We start from the raw sequence: 21,388 nt of genomic DNA on the forward strand, positions 1-21,388 counted from the left end.
GAATTCTCACAGTCTGGGCACTTATATTCTATGTATCCATTTGCAATCGACCCACAATGCATCATCTTTTTGACTTCACTTAGCACATTTTTTCTAATCTTATGACCATACAATTTGACAAAATCATCCCAATGATCAATAAATATTTGTCTTAGAATCCCTTTTCCCATATCAAAACTCCGCTTACATATTTTTACTGTTAATAAATGGTTAATTCTTCTATGTCCTGATTTTACTCTCTTACATGCCTATTATTATATCAAAAAAATTTATACTTTCTTATACAATAAAAAATAGTAATGATGCAATTCATCATTACTATTTGGGATTACTGAGCTTTTACGACCTCTTTGTCATGATAGAATCCACAAGATTTACATACTCTATGTGGTAGTTTCGGTTCATGACATTGTGGACACTTTATAATATTAGGAGCTGTCATTTTAATATTTTCTGCTCTTCTTTTGTCTCTTCTTGCTTTAGACGTCTTCCGCTTAGGTACTGCCATTCTTCCCACCTCCTTAATCTTTTTGTAACAAATCCTTTAGTTTTAATAATCTGGGATCAATCTCGCTTTTTTCACATTCACATGGATTTTCATTAAGATCTGTTCCACAGACCAAACATAAGCCTTTACAATTCTCATCACAAACAACTTTCATAGGAAACGCTAATACCAAACTATTCTCTATTATATCCGAGACATCTAACAGATAGTCTTGGACGGAAAATAATTCATCTTCCTCATCTTGTTCATGATTCCCGACAGTCACTCTCTCTTGGATATGATGTACAATCCTTTGTTCGAATGGGGTTAAACAGCGATGACACTTCAGCAGCGCTACTCCTTCTACAGTTGCCTTTAGAAATACTTCATGATTCACTCGATATGCCTGTCCTCTGAATACCACAGGTTCCTTGAAGCTTATTTCTTCATTATAGCAGTTGAAGTTTTTGTAAGGCTCCTGGACTTCAATATCAATCGTATTTTTCTGTCCTTCAAATAATTCTTGCAAATTAACTTTCATAACACTACACCTCGACGTGTTGACAGATTTTATTATACAAACGGAATCATCATTTGTCAAGCAAAATTACTTGATAGCAATACGGTTTATTCCTTAGATATGCTTATAGTATTGATAAAAGGTAGGAATTTCATCCTACCTTTATCAATAAATTTATCTGTTTTCAATAAAACGCTCAAAGACTACTGCATAGATGCCCCTAACAAGACCTATTTCAACAATTCCTGCGTATCTCTGGCAATCATCAGCTCTTCATTGGTTGGAATAACCAATACTTTTACTTGTGAATCATCGGTACTTACAACAACTTCTTTTCCTCTTGTCTTATTTCTCTCAGGACAAATCTTAACACCCATAAATTCCAATCCATTTACAATGGCTTCCCGGTTTAATGCAGAGTTCTCTCCCAATCCTGCGGTAAATACAATAGCGTCTACTCCGCCCATTACTGCAGCGTAGGCTGCAATATACTTTCTAACACGAAGGTCAAATATGTCTAGTGCCAGCTGTGCTCTTTCATTACCTTCTTTTGCTGCATTTTCAATATCTCTAAAATCGCTGCTCACCCCTGAGATGCCAAGAACGCCTGATTTTTTATTTAAAAGGTTATTAATTCCCTCAATATCAAGATTTTCTTTTTCCATGATGAAGGTTACAATGGCAGGGTCGATATCTCCGCATCTTGTTCCCATAGCCAAGCCTTCCAGTGGTGTAAAGCCCATACTTGTACCAACAGATTTTCCGCCAGAGATCGCTGTTACACTTGCACCATTGCCTAAATGGCAAGTAACAATTTTTAGATCCTCTAATGGTCTTTCTAGTAATGCAGCTGTTCTTTGAGCTACATATTTATGGCTAGTACCATGGAATCCATACCTTCTAATACCATATTTTTCATACAGCTCATATGGCAGTGGATAGATATAAGAAGATTTAGGCATTGTTGAATGGAAAGCTGTGTCAAATACCCCTACCATTGGTACATTAGGCATTATTTCTCTACACGCATTAATACCCATTAAGTTTGGTGGATTATGTAAAGGTGCTAAATCAATACACTCCTCCATTGCCTTGATAACATTTTCATCAATAACTACTGAACCGGAGAACTTTTCTCCCCCATGAACAACTCTATGCCCTACAGCATTGATTTCATCCATTCCCTTAATTGCACCATGGTTTTCGTCTGTTAATGCTGCAATTACCAGTTCAAGGGCAACCTTATGGTTTTCCATCGGCTGTTCGATTACAGCCTTTTCTTTGCCAGTGGTTTCATGCTTAAGCACTGAGCCTTCGATACCGATTCTCTCAACCAATCCTTTTGCTAATACACTTTCATCCCTCATATCCACCAACTGATATTTTAGTGATGAACTGCCACAGTTAATTACCAATACATTCATTTGTATAGCCTCCTTATTAAAATTTTAACAAATTTAAATTCTATAAAAATTTAATTTATCCTTTTTTAAAACCTATTATATTATAAAATAAAATCCATTTTTTTAAAATATAAATTTATTACTTCTTTCTTTTGATATTATTCGTCAAATTTAGTAATATTATTGTTAGAGTATATTCTTACAATTAATTGGAAACTTTATTGTTTCTTTTAGTTTAAGGTTTAAATCATTGGAGGTTTTTGTATGAAGGTTCTAGGGCTGATCACGGAATATAATCCTTTTCATAATGGACATAAATATCACCTTACAGTTTCAAAAGCTACAGTTGGCGCCACCCATACCATTGCTGTTATGAGTGGGAATTTTTTACAAAGAGGGGAACCGGCCTTAACCCATAAATGGATTCGTGCAGAGATGGCCGTTCAAGAGGGTATTGATCTGGTTATTGAGCTTCCTGTGGTTTATGCCTGTCACAGCGCGGAATATTTTGCCTTTGGTGCCATTGCCTTGCTGCATAAATTAGGAATCGTTGATGCCATATGCTTTGGTAGTGAAGAGGGCAAACTGGAACCCTTAAAAAAAATTGCCAAAACACTTTGCCAAGAGCCTTTAGAATATAAAACCCACTTGCACAACAAAATCAAGGAAGGCCTTCCTTATCCTAAAGCACGGGCATTGGCGCTGAAGGATTTTTTAGGTTATGAAAACATCGACAATACCATATCCTCCCCCAACAATATCCTCGGCATAGAGTATTTAAAAGCCTTGTATCAATTGGGCAGCTCGATCACCCCATTCACAATACAGAGAGTTCAGGCTGATTATCACTCTCATCAGCTGGAAGGTACGATTTGCAGCGCTACAGCTATCAGAAAATTTCTTAGCACTAATGAAGAAACCCTTCTTTTATCTACGTTTATGCCTGAAAAAAGCTATTCATTGCTTATGAACAGCATTAAAAGCAGGTTAGCCCCTGTGTTCCCTTCTTCCTTTGATCAAATGATGCTATACCGTTTGAGATATCTTTCGGAATCGACTCTAAAGGATTTACCCGATGTGGGTGAGGGCCTGGAAAACCGAATCAAGGAGGCAGCCGGCCGGGCTAAAAATTACAGCGAACTGCTGGATTTAATCAAAACCAAGCGATACACCATGACCCGTATTCAAAGAATACTGATCCACAGCCTTTTAGGTCTTTCAGGTCAAGCTTTATCATCAATGGCCCATGAAAAAGGTCCCTCCTATGCACGTATACTGGCTTTTACTCACAAAGGGGCTGAGCTTATCCGATTGGTGAAATCTACTTCCTCTATACCGCTCATTACGAATATTAATAAAGCAAATATAAAGGATTGTGCTGCACAAAAAATGCTTTCCTTTGATCTCCTGGCAACAGATATTTACAGCTTAGGATATCCTGGTACGGAACATCGTTATGGTGGTTGGGACCACTTCGTACAGCCCTACTATCATCGATAAAAATGTAGTGAATTACATTATTTCCCTGTTCTTTCCCAAAATATCAAATTATCTTTTATGAGGGCAGTGATATAACCCAGTGCCTCTAATCCACTCAAGTGCGCAGCTACAGCAGTTTGCAGCAGATAAAACTGGCTTAGCTGATTAATTTTTATATCATAGTAGCTGCAAACAGACTGAAATATCTGTTCTGTACTTTTGTGAGATTCCAACCCTTCTGTGATTTGTCTGTCGATCTCATCTAACCTTTCAAGGTTATTTTGTACCACTTCTCTTATATTGGACATCGGCATACTGTGACAGGGAACATAATAGTCATAGGTGCTGTTTTCTAAATAATTTAGTGTTTCTCGCTGTTTTATAATATCTACATTGAAGGGGAGTTTGTGCTTTTCCAACACCTCATTGGATACAAAGGCATCAGCACAAAAGAGCACATTATCAATAGCAATGCCGATTTGTCCCGGTGAATGTCCCTGTAATGGTATAACCTGCAATTTTAAACCGCAAATTTCTAAAATCCTTTCATCTGCCTTGATTACATAGTCTATTTTTGAAGGTTTAGCCATAAGAAACTTGTTTAGCAAGGCTCTGACAGGATGGGCTCCAGAAAACAGATAGAGGGGCTCCAGATATGGATATCGGATAATCGCTTCTTCAATTTCCGGCGCATAGATCTTCGCGCTGGTCTGATGCTGTATATAAGCATTTCCCCCACAGTGATCTGCATGGGAATGCGTATTAATTATTGCTTCTACCTTCAAGCCCTCCTGTTTTAAAGTATTTAAGATTTTTTTTCCCGTATGGTCCTCTAAACCGGTGTCGATCAGAATAGCCTTTCCTTCATGCATAATACAGCCTATGTTTACTACATTGGGTATATAGTAAACCCGATTAGTGATTTTCTTCAGTTCCATTAGCTATCCGCCTCCATTTTCAATTCGCCCTTTGAGCTATTTATGAATAGTATTTTCTATACAGAAGTGTAAATACCTTCCTTAATAAAAATCAAAGGTCATGAAATCAGTAATAAAAATACTCCTGGCCCATATACATATGGTAGATATTAACGCATGGGGGGAAGAACATGAAGCTGGTAGCACTCGTCATCATATTCTTCATTTTTTATATATCCAAAAAACTGAAAATACAACAAAATATAAACTATGCTCTTTTGGTCATTCTAGTCACTGCGATCACTATATGCATGATCTTCTACCCTAAGGATGCTGTAGAAGCTGCACGGAGTGGACTAGATACTTGGTTTAATATTGTGTTTCCCTCTCTGCTCCCTTTTTTCATTGGCGCGGAATTAATGGTGGGTTTAGGCGTTGTCAGTTTCATGGGCATACTGCTCGAACCTATTATTCACCCTTTGTTTAATGTCCCTGGCGAGGCTTCTTTTATTTTTTCCATGAGTATTACTTCTGGATATCCCGTAGGTGTAAAACTTACCTCTAAGCTTCGGGAGCAAGGAGTGATCAGTAGAATTGAAGCACAAAGAATTCTGTCCTTCTGCAGCACCTCAGGCCCTCTATTTCTAATTGGAGCGGTAGCAGTAGGCATGTTTCAAAATCCACAGCTTGGTGCAACCATATCTATCGCCCATTATCTGGGAGCAATCGCTACTGGCTTACTTTTTCGTTTTTATTACTTCAATGAAAGAGATACAACAAAGAAATCAGTGGTTAAAGGATATTTGACAAGAGCCCTTCGAAAAATGTCTGCTACCTATAAAAACAGCAACAAGTCCTTTGGCATTTTGATGGGGGAAGCGGTAAGAAACTCTATTGAAACCATGCTTGCTGTAGGAGGCTTTATCATTATTTTCTCTGTAATCATAAGAATCTTTCAGCTTACTGGTATCATTCAATGGCTTTCACATATACTATCCGCTCCCTTGTCCCTATTAGGACTGCAACAAAGCCTCCATCCAGCTTTTATAAGCGGAATCTTTGAGATTACCATTGGATGTAAATTGGCCTCCGAAATACAAAATATATCATTTCTTCAACAAGCAGTATTTACCACGATGATAATTTCTTGGAGCGGCCTTTCTATTCATGCTCAGGCTGTCAGTCTGCTTAGCAAAACCGATATTAGCAGCAACGTATATATACTCTCAAAGCTATTACATGCCATATTATCAAGTGCTATGGTTTTTTTAGTATCTCCTCTTGTTGCTGCTGCCTCAAAGCACATCCTGTTCCCAGTATTTTTCATCGCCCCCCAAACCTCACGATTCCAAAGCTGGGTACATAATCTGTTTTTTTCTTTCCAGCTCTTTTTCTCTATTACACTGACCGTTTTTATCATTGCATTTGTATTATGTTGGGTTTACTATGTACAGGAAAACCGATTGACCATAAAAAAATGAAGGTTTTTATCCCTTCATTCCTTTAAGCTCTTTTCGATTCTGTTTAATCGTATCAATCATATCAATAAAATTTTGTTCTAATCCCCCCAATAGCTCGTCCGCATATTGTCTGGCTCCAATTCGGATTTCTTTGGCATTAACTTGAGCTTGGGAGATGATTTCTTCACCTCTTTTTTGTGCCAGCTTAGTGATCTCGTCCCGTTCAACCATTTCTTCTATATGCCGCTTAGCATCCTGTAAAATTGAATCTGCTTCCTGCTGAGCCTCAATAAGAATTCTCTGTCTTTCTTCTTTGATCCATTGGGCTTGTTTAATTTCATCGGGCAGCTGAATTCTGATTTCTTTAATGATATCTAAAATGTCTCCCTTGTCAATAAATACTTTGCCGGCAAAAGGAATCGAAGAACTATTGTCAATAATATCTTCCAGTTCATCAATCAGTTTCAGTACATTCATGAATCAAGTTCCCCCTTTTTATTCTTTAGTCCCTGTACTTCTTTACCATTGCCCCTAAAACTTCTTCTGGAACCAAACCCTTAATACATCCCTTAAACTTAAAAACCTCTTTTACCAAGCTAGAACTCAAATAAGAATATTCGCTGCTGGTCATCATAAAAACCGTTTCTACATCTGTATTTAGTTTTCTGTTCATCAGTGCCATTTGAAACTCATATTCAAAATCTGATACGGCCCTTAGGCCCTTAACAATGCTATGGATACCTTTATCCCGAACATAATCAACCAATAATCCAGAAAAACTATCCACCTCTACATTTTGAACATCTCTCGTTACAACTCTTAATAACTCCAATCGCTCCTCAACATCAAAAAGCGGACTTTTACTTTGATTCTGAAGTACTGCTACAATAACTCTATCAAATAATTTAGCTGATCTTTTGATGATATCCAAATGTCCATTGGTTACTGGGTCAAAGCTTCCTGGATATACTGCGACTTTCATTATTATGCCTCCTCAGAATAAATCGATATAGTTGTGTTTCCGTATTTTCTGTTTTTAATTCTTTTTAGCTTAATAAATTGATCTGGTATTGTATCTTTGCTGTCGTGTTCTATTACAATGATACCCTCATCTGTAAGTAAACCGCCCTCTTCTATGGCTTGAATGCAGGGCACGATAAATCCCTTCAAATAGGGTGGGTCCATAAAAATAATATCATATTTTTCTCCCGATTTTGCCAGCTCTGAAATCGCCTTAAGGGCTTCCAGTTGAAGGATTTTGCTTTTTTCTTTAAATCCAGTTGTTTCAGTATTTTCACGGATTACTCTAATGCTGTTTCTATTATTATCGACAAAAATTGCTTTTTCTGCACCTCTGCTTAGTGCTTCTATGCCAAGATTCCCCGTGCCGGAGAACAGATCTAATACATAACTGCCCGGTAAATAGGGACTTAATATACTAAATATGGATTCCTTAATGCGATCTGATGTAGGTCTTGTTACAAGGCCTACAGGCGATTTTAGTCGTCTGCCTTTTGCTAACCCGGCAATAACCCTCAACTGTCCATCTCTCCTTTCGATAACTATATTTTAGCATATATTGACAAAATGAAAAGAAATATTTCAGAAATGTTGTCTTCCTATCTGAATAATATTCTTTCCGAATACACATATTATATATAAGCATAGCAAAATAAAATTCCCCTTAGAGCTCTTCCTTCATTTCTCCTCTCCCAATACTGGTGTAAACACGCCAGTATTTTTATTTGAGGCATTTTTTCTGTTTTAAAATACAAAGAAGAGATGCACGCATCTCTTCTTTGTATTATATAAACTAATTATTTACCAGAAAGTTGTCTTTCAGCCATTTCTACTAATCTTTTTGTCATGTAACCGCCTACATAACCATTTTGTCTTGCTGTAAGGTTTCCCTTATCAACTGTTTGATAGTTGCTTAATCCTAATTCGCTAGCAATTTCATATTTCATAGAATTTAATGCTGCTTTTGCTTCAGGCACTACCTTTTGGTTATTGTTGTTAGTTGTCATTTTCTTTATCACCTCCTGTTGCCTTCTAATATTAATGTAACCAGTATCATTTGAATTATATCTAGAACATTTTAACTATTGAGTAACAGAATGGAAGGTTTGATTATATGCCAATCTCTTGTATTTTTTCTTGAAATGTGTCCAACAGCTTTTTCTTTAAGCCCTTATTTTTTTCCAACAATAGCTCGGGGTCTTCTGAAAGTATCTTTTTGGCCTCAGTTTGAACCTGTTGTAGAATTTTAATATGCTTAAACAGATTAGCAATTTTTAATTCAGGCAATCCATGCTGTCTAGTCCCAAAAAACTCTCCAGGTCCGCGCAGCGACAAATCCTTTTCTGCGATAACAAATCCATCGGTGCTTGACTCCATAATTTTCATTCTTTCTAGGGTAACAGAATTTTTTCCGTAATTAATTAATATACAAAAGGATTGATAGCTTCCCCGCCCAACTCGGCCCCGAAGCTGATGAAGCTGTGCCAGTCCAAACCGCTCACTGTTTTCAATAACCATGACTGATGCATTGGGCACATTCACACCTACTTCAATAACAGTAGTTGATACAAGGATGTCTATATCCCCCGCTTTGAACGCCTTCATCAGTTTTTCTTTTTCGTTACTCTTCATTTTGCCGTGAAGCAATCCTACCCTCATATCTTGAAAATATTCATTTGTCAATTCTTCATAAAGCTCTATTGCTGATTTTGCTTCAATACTTTCTGATTCTTCAATCAGAGGACATACAATGTAGGCTTGTCTGCCTTCTTGAATTTGCTTTCTTACAAAGGCATATATCCTTTTTCTTTTGTGTTGATCCACACAGTATGTCTCAATGACCTTTCTCCCTGGAGGCAATTGATCAATAATTGATATATCCAAATCTCCATACAGTATTAATGCTAGGGTTCTTGGGATTGGTGTGGCAGTCATGACCAATATATCCGGGTTATATCCTTTATTGGATAACATCACCCGCTGCCTTACACCAAATCGATGCTGCTCATCGGTTATTGCTAATCCTAACCTGTGGAACCGAACATTCTCCTGTATGATTGCATGGGTCCCCACAACAATATTGATCTGTCCAGTCTCTATTTCTGTTAATAGCTTTTCTTTATTTTTTTTTGTTATACTACCGGATAATAATGCAACACGCACTCCAAAGGGTCCTAATAAGCTTCGGATTGTTTCGTAATGCTGCTCTGCTAATATTTCCGTAGGAGCCATAAAGGCGCCTTGATAATTATTTAATATAGCCTTGTATAGCGCGATAATGGCAATTATGGTTTTACCCGATCCAACATCTCCTTGAACCAGTCGGTTCATAACCATATTACTTTCCATATCCTCCTCAATCTCATCCAGAACCTTTTTCTGTGCTTCCGTCAGTCGAAAAGGGAGCTGGTTAATAAAATCCTCCAACTGAGGCATCTTATTAAAGGCAATCCCTTCTTTATTTCGGTCTAACTGTCCTTTTGTTAATAAAAGCCCAAGCTGAAGAATCAGTAATTCTTCAAAGATGAGACGATATTTTGCAATGCGTAAATTCTGGGATGAGGTGGGAAAATGAATATTGCGAAGAGCAAAGACTAAATCGCAAAGCCTATTGTTTTTCAAAAGATCCTCTGGCAAAAATTCTTCTATTTGTTCTATGTAATGTTCCAAAACATACTTTTGAAGTGAATAAAAGTCCTTTTGTGTCAATCCATCTGTAAGACGGTATATTGGCATAATCTGTTGAAAGTCTTGTGGCTGTTCCTCTTTTATGATATGGTACTCAGGATGCAAAATCTGAACAGTAAAAAAATCAATTTTTACCTTGCCATGTACAAATACTTTATCTCCTATATGAAACACCTGTTTAATATAGGGAGTATTATAAAATACCAGTTGGGCATTCCCTGTTGCATCCTTAACCGGAAGATTATAAATCTTTAATCTCTTTCGAATGTTTTTCTCCTGAATATTTCCACATACCTCTAAATATAGTGAAGTTTTCTCTCCGTCAACCAGTCCTTGGACGGTTTTTACGGATCTCCTATCCTCATATTCTCTCGGAAAAGTATAAACAAGATCCTCCACAGTGAAAACAGACAGCCGCTGCAGCAGTTTTTGTTTTTTAGGCCCTACGCCTTTTAAGTACTGAACAGATTGTCTTAACGGCTCCATCAAACTCCTCCCTTCTGGCTTGATCCTATACGAAAAATAGGAAACGACCCTGGTCATTTCCTATTCTACAGAGAAAATATAATGGTAGAGCGGTTGCCCTCCGTAATATACTTCGACATCAATATCTTTATATTTTTCTCCAACGAAGTCTGCAAGTGCTTGTGCACTGCTTTCGCTTTGTTCTTCTCCATAGAAAATGGTTAGGATTTCATCCTCATCCGTAATCATTTCCTGCAAAAGCTTCATGGAAACCTCCTCTACTCCTGTACCCACGGCCTTTATATTTCCATCATATATGCCTAGTATGTCATCCTTTTTGATGGCAATATCATTAAACTGAGTATCTCGGACAGAAAAAGTAACTTGCCCGGTTTTAACATTTTTTATGGCTTCTGTCATTACCCTTTCGTTTACTTCAGGATCAGCTTCGCCATTGAAGGATAAAATCGATGCAATTCCCTGTGGAACAGACTTTGTAGGAATTACGATTACATTTTTATCGCTTAACTGTTTTGCTTGATTGGCAGCCAGTATGATATTGCCGTTGTTTGGAAATACAAAAATATTCTTGGCGTTGATCGCATCGATAGATTTCTTGATTTCTTCTGTGCTTGGGTTCATGGTTTGTCCGCCTGTAATGATCTCATCCACATGCAGATCCTTAAAAATGTTAGTTAATCCTTCCCCCATAGTAACAGCAATCATTCCATATTCCTTGAGCTGCTGAGGTTTTTCCGTTTTTTCTTCTTCGAATATTTTATTTCTATGCTGTTGTCTCATATTATCTATTTTAATATTGATGAGTTCACCAAGCTTTAGCCCACGTTCTAAAACGCTTCCTGGATTATTGGTATGGATATGTACCTTGGCAAGATTCTCATCTCCTACCACTAGCATACAGTCACCGTAAGGTCCTATTTTTCGTTTAAAATCTTCTATATCAATCTGATTCCCTTTGATGATAAACTCGGTACAATAACCAAAGGTAATCTCACCTAATTCTTCGTCCCCATGAAATTCAACGGTGTTTAGTGATACCGTTTCACTTACTTCAACCTCTTTGCCGGTTAATGCCTCATAAAAACCCTTATATATGTAAATAAGTCCCTTTCCGCCGGCATCAACAACGCCAGCCTGCTTCAACACTTTTAGCAAGTCCGGTGTTTTATCTAATACCTTTTCAGCATATTCTATCATTTGATGCAAGAATAATTCTAAATCCTCTTCTCTTTTTGCTATTTCAACAGCCCTTTCTGCTGTTTCTCTAGCCACTGTAAGTATGGTTCCCTCAATAGGTTTCATAACTGCTTTATAAGCTGTATCTGAGGCGCTTTTTAATGCACTAGCCAAATCCAGTGTACTCAGTTGCTTCTTTCCCTTACAATACTTAGCAAAGCCTCTGAAGAGCTGAGACAAAATAACTCCCGAGTTGCCCCTTGCGCCCATTAAAGATCCGTTTGCAGCCGCATCCGCTATGGTTTCTATACTATCATTTTTTATCCCTTTGATCTCTTTTGCTGCTGAATTCATTGTTAAAGACATATTGGTGCCAGTGTCTCCATCGGGAACTGGAAATACGTTTAAAGCATCTACAGTACTCTTATTGTTTTCCAATAAATTAGCAGCATGAATCATCATTTTCTTAAGCAATGGACCATCTATATATTTAATTTTCAAAACATGTACCTCCTTAAATTACTTTTCAACCCGAACGCCTTGTACGTTTATATTTACTTTCTTTACTTCCATTCCTGTCAAACTTTCTATATTATACTTTACCTTATCAATAATATTGTTGGCAACCACAGAAATTCTGGTGCCAAATTCTACTACAATAAAAAGATCAATGACAATCTCATTATTATCTGTATATACCTTTACCCCTTTGCTCATATTTTCTTTTCTTAACAGCTCAAATAAGCCTCCTGCTGCTGACTTCGTGGCCATACCCACAAGACCATAACATTCCATAGCAGAAATGCCTGCTATGGAGGCTATCACTTCATTATCTATAAAAATATTTCCTAATTCATTTTCTAATTTCGCCGCCATTGCTTACCCTCCCTATAATAGAATATGTTCCGATTATTAAGTGAGTCCTTAAAATTTATATATATATTTTATATTAATTAATATCTATATTCAACTCAAATAATATGTACATCATCTATGTCCTTATTTAATTGGAATATTTTTTCCTAAATGTTGCACAAAATACGTGTAGTATGGTAAAATAATAATGTTTTTAATAATGGTATACTGTCTCGAAGGAGGTGTAATATATGTCAAGATCCTGTGACGTATGTGGAAAAGGTAGATTGTCCGGAAATAACGTGAGCCACTCAAACCGTCATACAAGAAGAGTTTGGAGTGCAAACATAAAAAAAGTAAAAGCTGTTGTAAATGGTTCCCCAAAAAGAATCAGCGTATGTACAAGATGTTTAAGATCAAACAAAGTTGAAAGAGCAATCTAGCCTGGAAAAGCCTACCCTAAGGGTAGGCTTTATTTAGTTTCTTGATATCCCTTCCCTTTTAGCAAATAAATAGTTTATATCCTAGATACAGCATACAGCACCCTAATAAAACCATCCAAACTCTATATGGCAGAGTAATCACTGCGATGATTACTAGCCCAGTGATTAATAATATCAGGCCCAGTATTCTTCGTTCAATCCATCTCCTTCTCATCGTATTTCCTCCTAAAACACCTTTATTAAAAACAAAATAAACAGCAAACACAAACCGCCTAATATACTATACCAAATCCACAATGGAATCATTTCTATGAGAATAATGGCTCCAATGAGTGCCAATAAAATCCCAAAAACTCTCCTCATAATTCTTATTCTTCTCAAAGGATCACCCCGCTTAAGGCTGTACCATAAAAGAACTATTTCCATTAAAAAACTATATTTATATATATTATTCAATATATTTTTTTATTGCCACAAAAAAAACCATCAATGATGGTTTTTAAACAGTTAGTCTTTTGCCTTTATCACAAGAATCATCCCCTGCTTTATAGTAATAACCGCCTGCGGTTGAGCTAAACGGTTGCTTATACCAATGGTCTGACCCATTTCTATGGTTGCATCTTTTAGAGGATACTCCAAACCCTGTAAAGTAATTCCTTCTACCCGTAGCGTTAGGGGTAGGATCGATATATAGTCCCCCACTTCTCCTTCTATGCTCAACTGTTCTGATGTAATCCAGATCTGATTGTGCTCATCTTGAATACTCACCCGAAGGCCTCCCTGCAACAATGGAACCATAAGCATGATATTTGCCAGTGTATGGTCCATACGGCTTCCAATGGCTCCGAAGAAATTGATCTCTGTTGCACCATGGTTTGCAGCATACTTTACTGCCAATTCGGTATCTGTAAAATCCTTTCTTTTAGAGTATTGGCACCGCTCTACATGATGAGCCTGTAAATATTCCAAATATTTTTCCTCAATAGAATCAAAATCTCCCACAATCATATCGGGTAATAGGTTCATTTGAAACAAATGGCGCATTCCTCCATCTGCACATATGATAAAATCATGTTCTAAGAGAAGGGCTCTCGTTCTGTCATATTCGGTAATATTTCCATTTGTAACAATTGCACATCTCATAAAAAACTCCTCTTATCACTTTATGATTTGTCTAAATGCAGCTACTCTTTCCCTTATATCCTTACTGTTAAATATAGCTGATCCTGCTACCAAAACATTGGCACCTGCTTGGACAATCTCCTTTGCATTCTCCAGGTTTATGCCTCCATCAACTTGGATATCCGTATCCAGACCTCTTTCTTTTAACATCTGCCTTAAGGATTTTATCTTTTCCAATATGATCGGTATAAACTTCTGTCCTCCAAATCCAGGATTTACTGACATCAGCAACACCATGTCCAATTCTGGCAATACAAAATCCAGAGCACTCAAAGGGGTGGCAGGATTTAAAGATACTGCTGCCTTTACCCCAAAAGATTTTATATTCTGTATGGTACGATGAAGATGGGTAGCAGCTTCTGCGTGAACAGTTATAATGTCTGCTCCCGCCTTTACAAAGTCCTCAATATATCGATCAGGACTTTCGATCATCAAATGCACATCGAATGGTAATTTTGTCTTATTACGGATACTATGCATCACGAGGGGCCCGATGGTAATGTTCGGAACAAAATGACCATCCATCACATCTATATGCAGTAAATCGGCACCAGCTTCCTCAACTTGATGAATATCCTGTATCAAATTTGAAAAGTCAGCAGAGAGTATGGAAGGTGCAATTTTTATCATACTAATACCTCCTTGCTTGTTCTATTTCTTCTAATAGCTGTAGATAACTGTCATAACGGCTTTGTTGAATAACGCCTTCTTCTAGAGCTCTTTTTACAGCACACCCAGGTTCATTAACATGATTGCAAGGTTGAAACTTACAATCATGTAAACAAGCATTAAACTCTTTAAAGAGGTATTGTAGATCTTCTTTTTCTATAAAATCTATCTGCAAGGAACTAAATCCAGGCGTGTCTAAAACCCAACCCCCAAGATCAAGATACAGCAGCTCAACATGCCGGGTTGTATGTTTTCCTCTTTCAATTTTTTGGCTTATTTCTCCAGTCTCCAATGCCAGATTTGGCTGTAGGCTATTTAAAAGAGAAGATTTTCCTACACCGGAAGGTCCGGCAAAAACGGTAGTTTGATCTTTTAACCTCGCTTTTAAGACATCTATCCCAATTTGTGCTTTCGTACTAGTAGCAATGACCGGATAACCGATTTGTTCATAAAGCTCCTTTAGCCGCTTTAGTTCTGACTGAGCTCCAAGATCAATTTTGTTGAAACAAATGAGTGCATCAAGATCCTCATTTTCTGCCAACACAAGAAAACGATCCAGTAAAGACAGTTTGGGATCCGGCTGCTGGATAGCAAAAACAATGACTGCCTGATCTACATTGGCCACCGGTGGCCGAATCAGCTCCGTTTTTCTATCTAAAATTTCTTCAATAACCCCTTGCTGTGATACGGCATTTACGGAAATATGCACATGATCTCCTACAAGGGGTGATATTTTTTCCTTGCGGAACCTTCCGCGGGCTTTGCATTCATAAATTTTCTCATCAGTCTTAACATAATAAAACCCGCCTATTCCTTTTATAATCGTTCCCTTAATCATTTTTGATTAACTTCCCGGTTTCAAAATCAATCTGCTTGGGCGTAGTAGCCTGTACATCATCAAAATAAATATACAACGTGGCCTTTCCCCTTCCTTGAATGGTTATTTTTTTCTCCCCTTTAGATCTATTTTCAATTCCGTTATAAACCTCTACTAAGGAGCCCTCCTGTTCCTTCACAATACGAAGCTTAAACTCCTCCTGCTTAGCGGTGGAAAAATATATGGTTAGATCAATTGATTTCAAGGCATTGCCGTCTCCCGGTGGGGTCACATCCTCCGGCCCTTTGCTGACAATTAAATCTACAACTCTTTTCTCTTCCACTTCTGTTTCTGGTGCAATGCTCTGAGCGATAACAAGGTCTTTTGCCACATTATCATCGAATTTATACTCAATATTTCCCCATATTAAACCTGAAGTTTCTATTGTTTTCTTTGCTGTGTTAATATCTTTTCCAACTAGATTTGGCATCAATATGGTTTTCGTTTCAGGCCCCTGGCTTACCACAACACTAATTTCAGATCCTTCCGGCACCTTGCTTTTAGCCTCCGGACTCTGGCTGATAACCACGCCTATGGGAAGAGGATTGTATTCATACTTTACAAATCCTTCTTTCAGATTGGCGTTAAATAGTATGGCATCAATTTCATTGACATTTCGATTTACTAAGTTAGGCACCTCCACCATCTTTGATCCTTTACTGATCGTCAGCTTAATCGGGTAACCGGCCTTCACAAGCTCTCCACTTTTAGGATCTTGGGCTATCACATATCCTTCTTCAAATTCAGAACTAAACTGTTCTACATACTCTGCTTTCAGTCCTATATTCTCCAGATTTTCCTTTGCCTTTTCATAGGGAATCCCCACAACGTCAGGTACCTCCTTTTCTTGCCCGGTAAAAATATCATTGAAGTAAAACATGCTTCCTATAAATATAAGTGCTAAAATGAATGCTGTAGCAATTGCACCCCAAATAATCCAACGATTTTTATGATCTTTTTCCTTTTCTTTTCCTGTATTCCTTAGAGTATTTCGAGTTGTTTTAATATCCTCGTCTTTTATAGCAGGGATTACTTGTGTAGGACTGTCATCATCTTCGTCGATCTTTACAAAATCTCCCATTGGCTGCTTTAAGGCTTGATTGAAATCTTCCAAAATTTCTTTTGCATTATTGTATCTTTTAGACTGATCTTTTTGTATTAATTTCATAATGATATCTTCCAGCGCCTTTGGGATATGCTTGTTAATCACGGAAGGAGGCGTTACATCTTCATGAATATGCTTTAGTGCAATAGCAATAGGACTTTCTCCTTCGAAAGGCACCCTTCCTGTAGCCATTTCATATAAGACAATCCCCAAAGAATAGAGATCGGATTTTTCATCGGTATATCCGCCCCTAGCCTGCTCCGGAGAAAAATAATGAACTGAGCCGATAACGCTCCCTGTATTGGTTACAGTTGAGGCAGTTGCTGCTCTAGCAATACCAAAATCTGTAACCTTTACACGGCTGTCATCGGTAATTAAAATATTATGTGGTTTGATATCACGGTGTACGATATGATTTGTATGAGCATGCTGCAATGCAAGGGCAATCTGTTTGCCGATATTAATGCATTCGTCAGCTTCTAAAGCTCCTCTTTCTTTGATAACCTGTTTTAATGTTCTTCCCTTAACATACTCCATAACAATATAATATACATCATTATCTTCATTTCCCACATCATATATATTTACAATATTGGGATGGGATAAGCTAGCAGCCGCCTGGGATTCCCGCTTAAATTTGCTGATAAAATCTTCATCACTAGTAAACTCCGGTCTTAATATTTTTACTGCCACAAATCTATTTAAGAGCTGACACCTCGCTTTATATACTAAAGCCATGCCGCCGCCACCGATCTTTTCTATAATCTCATACCTATTTCCTAATAGTCTTCCCTTCATTCTCTCACCTCGATTCTAATTGTCAGTTATTTTTAATAGCTAGAATTGTAATATTATCAAACCCGCCTCTTTCATTGGCCAACGCCACTAGTTGCTCACAGCCTTTTTGAATACTCTCGCTATAGAGCATATATTCCATTATTTCTGATGGTTCTACTAAATTGGTCAGTCCATCCGTACATAATATGATAATGTCATCCTGATCGAAAGGGACGCTGCAAACATCAATCTTTATCTTTTCATCTGTTCCCAGGGCTCTCGTAATAATATTCCGCTGGGGATGAGTTTTGGCTTCCATTTCTGTGATACTTCCATTTTTTACAAGTTCTGCTACTAATGAGTGATCCTCTGTAATCTGCGTCATGCATTGCTTATTAATTCGGTAAGCTCTGCTATCACCGATATGACCAATATATACCTTCTTCAGTATCAGTGCAAGGGTTAACGTGGTTCCCATTCCCTGACAATGATCATCCCTTTTCGATCGTTCTAGGATTTTTAAATTAGCCTCCATAACTGCCTTTCGTATCTCTTGAAAGATCAACAGCTCCTCATGATCCTCCTGGGTGTTCAGGTTTTTTTGAATATATTCCGAGATGACGTCTATGGCAATATTGCTTGCTACTTCTCCAGCGTTATGCCCACCCATTCCATCGGCAACGATAAAAAGATTTTCATGATTTTTTGCTATAAAAAAAGCATCCTCATTGATTTCTCTTATTTTCCCAATATGAGAACATGCTCCGATTTCCATTATATCACCTCACCAATCTTTACCCCCGATTCTATCCAAAGATAGTAATATTATTTATATATACAAACCATATTATACCATACTTAAAGGGCCTTTGCAGTCTTTGGCCTACCTTACTCTTCTAAATTTGCATATAAAGAATCCGTCGATCCCGTGTATGTGTGGATATAACTGCAAGTGCTTGCTGTCGCTCCTTAAAGCTGCAGGCAGGTTTTCATTAATATTTACCAGTTCAAAGTCCTCATTTTCCTTAAGAAACTGCTCCATGACTCCTATGTTTTCTTTTTTTTCAATCGTACAGGTACTATATACTAAGAAACCGCTTTTCTTAACATACCGGGCTCCGTTTTTCAAGATATCAACTTGAATACTAACAATTTTTGAAATATCTTCCAAATTTTTATTATATTTAATTTCCGGTTTTTTCCGAATAATTCCCAATCCTGAGCATGGAGCATCTACCAACACACGATCTGCCTTCCCCAGGTATTCTTGTTTCAACTCCCTAGCATCATTGCATTGGGTGTCTATAATGCTAATTCCCAATCGGCGGGCTGTGTCTCGAATTAATTTAATCTTATGATCATAGATATCCCAGGCTATTATTCTGCCTTGGTTTTTCATTAATTGTGCCATATGGGTAGTTTTCCCCCCTGGAGCGGCACATAGGTCCATTACAAAATCTCCTGGCTCCGGATTCACAACATGAGCTACCAGCATCGAGCTTTCATCCTGAATTTGAAATAATCCTTCCTGAAATGCTTTCAATTTTTCTATATTCGTTGCATTGCTAATATAAAGGGCTTCAGGAGAATACTTTCCTTCTGTAATCTCCAATCCCTGAGCCGATAGTATTTTTATTAAATCCCTTTTATTTGTCCTCAAGGTATTGACTCTGACGGTTAAGGAAGGCCTTTCATTATTTCCGCCAAGTAAACCCTCTGTAAAATCTTCTCCAAAATCTTTCAGCCATTTTTCTACCAGCCATTTTGGATGAGAGTATCGAATAGACAGATATTCAGAAACATCCATGTTTTGCCTATCGAGCTTTAGTTCCTCTCTCCTCCTTAAAAAGTTTCTTAATAAACCATTTACGTATCCTGCAGCTCCAAATTCAATTTTTTTAACGATCTTCACACTCTCATTGACTGCTGCAGCTGAAGGAATCCTATCTAAAAAAATAATTTGATATAAAGCCATCCTTAATAGATTTAATACTTCAACTTTTATCTTACTATGTTTAACTTTCGACAATCTATTTATAATATAATCTAAATAGATTTTATTTTCAATAACACCATAGACCAGCTCCGTTACAAATCTACGATCACGGTCCTCTATTTCTCTATTCTTCATAGCTCTTTGCAGGGCAATATTTGAAAAAGCATTATTTTTCTCAATATCCACTAATACATCTAAAGCGATTCTTCTTGCGTTAACTGTCTCCATGATCTTCTCTCCTCTGTTCCATAAATGAAAGCACCCTATTCAGGGTGCATTGTTTAGTCTCTTCTATTTCTTAATAGCAGCAGTCTTATAAGCTGTGCAATAGAAACCGCCATAGCAGCAACATAAGTTAAAGCGGCAGCATTTAGAACCTTCCGGGATGGCCGGATTTCCTCTGAAGTAATAAACCCTCCTATTTCCAACTGTTCTATTGCCCGACTGCTGGCATTGAACTCAACTGGCAGTGTTATTATTTGAAAGGCTACAGCTGCCATGTACAACAAAATCCCAAGATCGATTAATCCGGTCCAGCCAAGTATAAAACCACCCAGAACAAGCATCCAGACTGCCTGCGATCCGAAGCTTGCAATCGGAGCTAATGTATTTCTCATGGTTAATGGCACATAACCTACACCGTGCTGAATTGCATGTCCGGCTTCATGGGCTGCAACACTGATAGATGCAATAGAGGTCCCGTTAAATACTTGAGGAGATAGCCTTAATACCTTCACCCTAGGGTCATAGTGATCTGATAAATAACCTCCGATATATTCTACATCAACATCTCTTAATCCATTTCTATCCAAAATCGCCCTAGCTACTTGAGCACCGGTATAACCTTTACGGTTGCTCACCTGTAAATACTTATTAAAGGTCCCTCTTACTTTAGCCTGTGCATACATGGCTAAAATAATAGCAGGTAGTAAAAATATCATTCCTGGACCAAATCCATAGTATGGTGAATAAAACAAACCCATCATGATTCCCCCTCGCCTTGTAAATATTGGATACAAGCTTCAATTCTTCCAGTACTGACCCGTGCATTGATACAAGGGCCTTCCGGTCTTTCATTTACAATACCGATCACAGGTATTCCCCTTATTTCCTGTATGCCGCTGCTTAAATCTCTCTCACAGGCTACTGCAATAACGGCCTTAGGCTGTGTTTCCCGTACAATCTTTCTTGCGATCGTCCCTCCAGTTGCAACAAATAACTTTACAGGATACTTTTCCTGTAGTCTAATCAAGTTGTCTATATCACACAGGCCACACCTTTTACAGTTGGTTATCTCAGCAGTGATCTTGTGAGGGCATTCTTTTTTCTGCAGGCAATGCGGTATTAAAATTAGAATGTGCTGCGGATCAATATGATAGGTCTTTGATAAAATAAGCTGGTTGTTAATATCTGAAAAAACCTTTCTTACCTTGTCCTTATCTATGCCCATCATTCCACAAACATTCAGGATATTCGGGTAAATCATTGTCATAGAGCTCTTTATCATTCTGCTCTGAAAAGCATTCATTTTCTTTCCCTTTAAAATCTGAATAATAAAAACCATACTGGCCAGTACATACAGCCCCACTAAAAACATTGCTATTAGTATTATATTCAAAAACATCCGATATAATACAAGGCTGCTGATTTGGGTAAGATAGAGGCATAGAAATCCAACCATAATAAAGAGAGTTGCCAGCAGCAGCATAATAAGACCAGCTAATAAAAGTCAATAGGTTAGTTTAATTTTTTTAAAAAAGTAGTTTTTCTAAAAAGTGTACAGCAAAGCTAACCATTGGTAAAAGCCGAACAATGGCTTCTCTAAAGAGTTGAGTTTTATCTACCTAA

At 37.7% G+C, this 21,388-nt stretch carries 25 protein-coding genes; 3 read left to right on the plus strand and 22 right to left on the minus strand.

The features are described from left to right. From BUB56_RS20440 to BUB56_RS16915, 4 genes are all read right to left on the minus strand, one after another. On the minus strand, positions 1–170 hold a 170-nt coding region (locus BUB56_RS20440; RefSeq protein ID WP_190014660.1), incomplete at its 3' end, for a transposase zinc-binding domain-containing protein. A 158-nt stretch (positions 171–328) separates the two neighbouring features. Next, positions 329–508 (minus strand): 50S ribosomal protein L32, encoded by a 180-nt coding sequence (gene rpmF, locus BUB56_RS16905; RefSeq protein ID WP_110942439.1) that lies wholly within the window; start codon positions 506–508, stop codon positions 329–331. A 13-nt stretch (positions 509–521) separates the two neighbouring features. Next, the gene (locus BUB56_RS16910; protein ID WP_110942440.1) at positions 522–1,028 is read right to left on the minus strand and encodes a YceD family protein; all 507 of its coding nucleotides are present in this window, start codon (positions 1,026–1,028) and stop codon (positions 522–524) included. A 209-nt stretch (positions 1,029–1,237) separates the two neighbouring features. Beyond that, a complete protein-coding gene (locus tag BUB56_RS16915; protein WP_110942441.1) occupies positions 1,238–2,431 on the minus strand; it encodes an acetate/propionate family kinase in 1,194 nt (397 codons plus the stop codon). 243 nt (positions 2,432–2,674) lie between these two features. Here BUB56_RS16915 and BUB56_RS16920 point away from each other — a divergent pair, with 243 nt between their 5' ends. Next, positions 2,675–3,910, plus strand: a complete 1,236-nt coding sequence (locus BUB56_RS16920) for a nucleotidyltransferase (RefSeq protein ID WP_110942442.1) — start codon at positions 2,675–2,677, stop codon at positions 3,908–3,910. A gap of 17 nt (positions 3,911–3,927) precedes the next feature. Here the strand turns inward: BUB56_RS16920 and BUB56_RS16925 are convergent, their stop codons facing one another. Beyond that, on the minus strand, positions 3,928–4,827 hold the full coding sequence (locus BUB56_RS16925) for an MBL fold metallo-hydrolase (protein ID WP_110942443.1): 900 nt from the start codon (positions 4,825–4,827) through the stop codon (positions 3,928–3,930). 170 nt (positions 4,828–4,997) lie between these two features. Here BUB56_RS16925 and ylbJ point away from each other — a divergent pair, with 170 nt between their 5' ends. Continuing rightward, positions 4,998–6,287, plus strand: a complete 1,290-nt coding sequence (gene ylbJ / locus BUB56_RS16930) for a sporulation integral membrane protein YlbJ (RefSeq protein ID WP_110942444.1) — start codon at positions 4,998–5,000, stop codon at positions 6,285–6,287. A 6-nt stretch (positions 6,288–6,293) separates the two neighbouring features. Here the strand turns inward: ylbJ and BUB56_RS16935 are convergent, their stop codons facing one another. From BUB56_RS16935 to BUB56_RS16965, 7 genes are all read right to left on the minus strand, one after another. Next, positions 6,294–6,743 (minus strand): ATPase, encoded by a 450-nt coding sequence (locus BUB56_RS16935; protein ID WP_110942445.1) that lies wholly within the window; start codon positions 6,741–6,743, stop codon positions 6,294–6,296. Between the two features lie 25 nt (positions 6,744–6,768). Continuing rightward, positions 6,769–7,248 carry a pantetheine-phosphate adenylyltransferase gene (coaD, locus tag BUB56_RS16940; RefSeq protein WP_110942446.1) on the minus strand — a complete coding sequence of 160 codons (480 nt, stop codon included), beginning with the start codon at positions 7,246–7,248 and terminating at the stop codon, positions 6,769–6,771. A gap of 2 nt (positions 7,249–7,250) precedes the next feature. Continuing rightward, positions 7,251–7,832: a 16S rRNA (guanine(966)-N(2))-methyltransferase RsmD gene (gene rsmD, locus BUB56_RS16945; RefSeq protein WP_110942447.1), complete on the minus strand. Its 582-nt coding sequence runs from the start codon at positions 7,830–7,832 to the stop codon at positions 7,251–7,253. A gap of 251 nt (positions 7,833–8,083) precedes the next feature. Further along, entirely contained in the window at positions 8,084–8,293 is a 210-nt protein-coding gene (locus BUB56_RS16950; protein ID WP_110942448.1) for an alpha/beta-type small acid-soluble spore protein, read from the minus strand. Positions 8,294–8,396: 103 nt separating this feature from the next. Then, positions 8,397–10,460, minus strand: coding sequence for an ATP-dependent DNA helicase RecG (gene recG / locus BUB56_RS16955; protein WP_110942449.1), 2,064 nt, complete (start codon positions 10,458–10,460; stop codon positions 8,397–8,399). 60 nt (positions 10,461–10,520) lie between these two features. Then, positions 10,521–12,137, minus strand: a complete 1,617-nt coding sequence (locus BUB56_RS16960) for a DAK2 domain-containing protein (protein WP_110942450.1) — start codon at positions 12,135–12,137, stop codon at positions 10,521–10,523. Between the two features lie 18 nt (positions 12,138–12,155). Continuing rightward, the gene (locus BUB56_RS16965) at positions 12,156–12,512 is read right to left on the minus strand and encodes an Asp23/Gls24 family envelope stress response protein (protein ID WP_110942451.1); all 357 of its coding nucleotides are present in this window, start codon (positions 12,510–12,512) and stop codon (positions 12,156–12,158) included. Positions 12,513–12,742: 230 nt separating this feature from the next. On the opposite strand from BUB56_RS16965, the gene rpmB reads away from it, so the two are divergent. Then, positions 12,743–12,934, plus strand: a complete 192-nt coding sequence (rpmB, locus tag BUB56_RS16970; protein ID WP_069973962.1) for a 50S ribosomal protein L28 — start codon at positions 12,743–12,745, stop codon at positions 12,932–12,934. Positions 12,935–12,992: 58 nt separating this feature from the next. Here the strand turns inward: rpmB and BUB56_RS19555 are convergent, their stop codons facing one another. From BUB56_RS19555 to BUB56_RS17010, 10 genes are all read right to left on the minus strand, one after another. Next, positions 12,993–13,148, minus strand: a complete 156-nt coding sequence (locus BUB56_RS19555; protein ID WP_190014664.1) for a hypothetical protein — start codon at positions 13,146–13,148, stop codon at positions 12,993–12,995. Positions 13,149–13,159: 11 nt separating this feature from the next. After that, complete coding sequence (locus BUB56_RS19560; RefSeq protein ID WP_190014666.1) at positions 13,160–13,315, minus strand: hypothetical protein; 156 nt, start codon at positions 13,313–13,315, stop codon at positions 13,160–13,162. Between the two features lie 126 nt (positions 13,316–13,441). Then, positions 13,442–14,077 carry a thiamine diphosphokinase gene (locus tag BUB56_RS16975; RefSeq protein ID WP_110942452.1) on the minus strand — a complete coding sequence of 212 codons (636 nt, stop codon included), beginning with the start codon at positions 14,075–14,077 and terminating at the stop codon, positions 13,442–13,444. A gap of 15 nt (positions 14,078–14,092) precedes the next feature. Beyond that, positions 14,093–14,746 carry a ribulose-phosphate 3-epimerase gene (gene rpe / locus BUB56_RS16980; RefSeq protein ID WP_110942453.1) on the minus strand — a complete coding sequence of 218 codons (654 nt, stop codon included), beginning with the start codon at positions 14,744–14,746 and terminating at the stop codon, positions 14,093–14,095. 1 nt (position 14,747) lies between these two features. Then, a complete protein-coding gene (gene rsgA, locus BUB56_RS16985) occupies positions 14,748–15,623 on the minus strand; it encodes a ribosome small subunit-dependent GTPase A (protein WP_110942454.1) in 876 nt (291 codons plus the stop codon). Next, positions 15,616–17,565: a Stk1 family PASTA domain-containing Ser/Thr kinase gene (pknB, locus tag BUB56_RS16990; protein ID WP_110942455.1), complete on the minus strand. Its 1,950-nt coding sequence runs from the start codon at positions 17,563–17,565 to the stop codon at positions 15,616–15,618. The genes rsgA and pknB overlap by 8 nt, the downstream gene beginning before the upstream one ends. A 22-nt stretch (positions 17,566–17,587) precedes the next feature. Continuing rightward, complete coding sequence (locus tag BUB56_RS16995) at positions 17,588–18,319, minus strand: Stp1/IreP family PP2C-type Ser/Thr phosphatase (RefSeq protein ID WP_110942456.1); 732 nt, start codon at positions 18,317–18,319, stop codon at positions 17,588–17,590. 108 nt (positions 18,320–18,427) lie between these two features. Continuing rightward, positions 18,428–19,768 carry a 16S rRNA (cytosine(967)-C(5))-methyltransferase RsmB gene (gene rsmB, locus BUB56_RS17000; protein ID WP_110942457.1) on the minus strand — a complete coding sequence of 447 codons (1,341 nt, stop codon included), beginning with the start codon at positions 19,766–19,768 and terminating at the stop codon, positions 18,428–18,430. Between the two features lie 53 nt (positions 19,769–19,821). Next, complete coding sequence (locus tag BUB56_RS17005) at positions 19,822–20,523, minus strand: zinc metallopeptidase (RefSeq protein WP_110942458.1); 702 nt, start codon at positions 20,521–20,523, stop codon at positions 19,822–19,824. Then, the gene (locus BUB56_RS17010) at positions 20,523–21,248 is read right to left on the minus strand and encodes a DUF116 domain-containing protein (protein WP_110942459.1); all 726 of its coding nucleotides are present in this window, start codon (positions 21,246–21,248) and stop codon (positions 20,523–20,525) included. The genes BUB56_RS17005 and BUB56_RS17010 overlap by 1 nt, the downstream gene beginning before the upstream one ends. Positions 21,249–21,388 lie beyond the last annotated feature (140 nt).

This window comes from Geosporobacter subterraneus DSM 17957 (genome assembly GCF_900142145.1).
Lineage (GTDB): Bacteria > Bacillota > Clostridia > Peptostreptococcales > Thermotaleaceae > Geosporobacter > Geosporobacter subterraneus.

Bases quoted from the DNA above. Each gene is read 5' to 3' on its own strand.
- rpmF (WP_110942439.1), bottom strand. From the start codon at position 508: ATGGCAGTACCTAAGCGGAAGACGTCTAAAGCAAGAAGAGACAAAAGA.
- BUB56_RS16910 (WP_110942440.1), bottom strand. From the start codon at position 1,028: ATGAAAGTTAATTTGCAAGAATTATTTGAAGGACAGAAAAATACGATT.
- BUB56_RS16915 (WP_110942441.1), bottom strand. From the start codon at position 2,431: ATGAATGTATTGGTAATTAACTGTGGCAGTTCATCACTAAAATATCAG.
- BUB56_RS16920 (WP_110942442.1), top strand. From the start codon at position 2,675: ATGAAGGTTCTAGGGCTGATCACGGAATATAATCCTTTTCATAATGGA.
- BUB56_RS16925 (WP_110942443.1), bottom strand. From the start codon at position 4,827: ATGGAACTGAAGAAAATCACTAATCGGGTTTACTATATACCCAATGTA.
- ylbJ (WP_110942444.1), top strand. From the start codon at position 4,998: ATGAAGCTGGTAGCACTCGTCATCATATTCTTCATTTTTTATATATCC.
- BUB56_RS16935 (WP_110942445.1), bottom strand. From the start codon at position 6,743: ATGAATGTACTGAAACTGATTGATGAACTGGAAGATATTATTGACAAT.
- coaD (WP_110942446.1), bottom strand. From the start codon at position 7,248: ATGAAAGTCGCAGTATATCCAGGAAGCTTTGACCCAGTAACCAATGGA.
- BUB56_RS16950 (WP_110942448.1), bottom strand. From the start codon at position 8,293: ATGACAACTAACAACAATAACCAAAAGGTAGTGCCTGAAGCAAAAGCA.
- recG (WP_110942449.1), bottom strand. From the start codon at position 10,460: ATGGAGCCGTTAAGACAATCTGTTCAGTACTTAAAAGGCGTAGGGCCT.
- BUB56_RS16965 (WP_110942451.1), bottom strand. From the start codon at position 12,512: ATGGCGGCGAAATTAGAAAATGAATTAGGAAATATTTTTATAGATAAT.
- rpmB (WP_069973962.1), top strand. From the start codon at position 12,743: ATGTCAAGATCCTGTGACGTATGTGGAAAAGGTAGATTGTCCGGAAAT.
- BUB56_RS19555 (WP_190014664.1), bottom strand. From the start codon at position 13,148: ATGAGAAGGAGATGGATTGAACGAAGAATACTGGGCCTGATATTATTA.
- BUB56_RS16975 (WP_110942452.1), bottom strand. From the start codon at position 14,077: ATGAGATGTGCAATTGTTACAAATGGAAATATTACCGAATATGACAGA.
- rpe (WP_110942453.1), bottom strand. From the start codon at position 14,746: ATGATAAAAATTGCACCTTCCATACTCTCTGCTGACTTTTCAAATTTG.
- rsgA (WP_110942454.1), bottom strand. From the start codon at position 15,623: ATGATTAAGGGAACGATTATAAAAGGAATAGGCGGGTTTTATTATGTT.
- pknB (WP_110942455.1), bottom strand. From the start codon at position 17,565: ATGAAGGGAAGACTATTAGGAAATAGGTATGAGATTATAGAAAAGATC.
- BUB56_RS16995 (WP_110942456.1), bottom strand. From the start codon at position 18,319: ATGGAAATCGGAGCATGTTCTCATATTGGGAAAATAAGAGAAATCAAT.
- rsmB (WP_110942457.1), bottom strand. From the start codon at position 19,768: ATGGAGACAGTTAACGCAAGAAGAATCGCTTTAGATGTATTAGTGGAT.
- BUB56_RS17005 (WP_110942458.1), bottom strand. From the start codon at position 20,523: ATGGGTTTGTTTTATTCACCATACTATGGATTTGGTCCAGGAATGATA.
- BUB56_RS17010 (WP_110942459.1), bottom strand. From the start codon at position 21,248: ATGCTGCTGCTGGCAACTCTCTTTATTATGGTTGGATTTCTATGCCTC.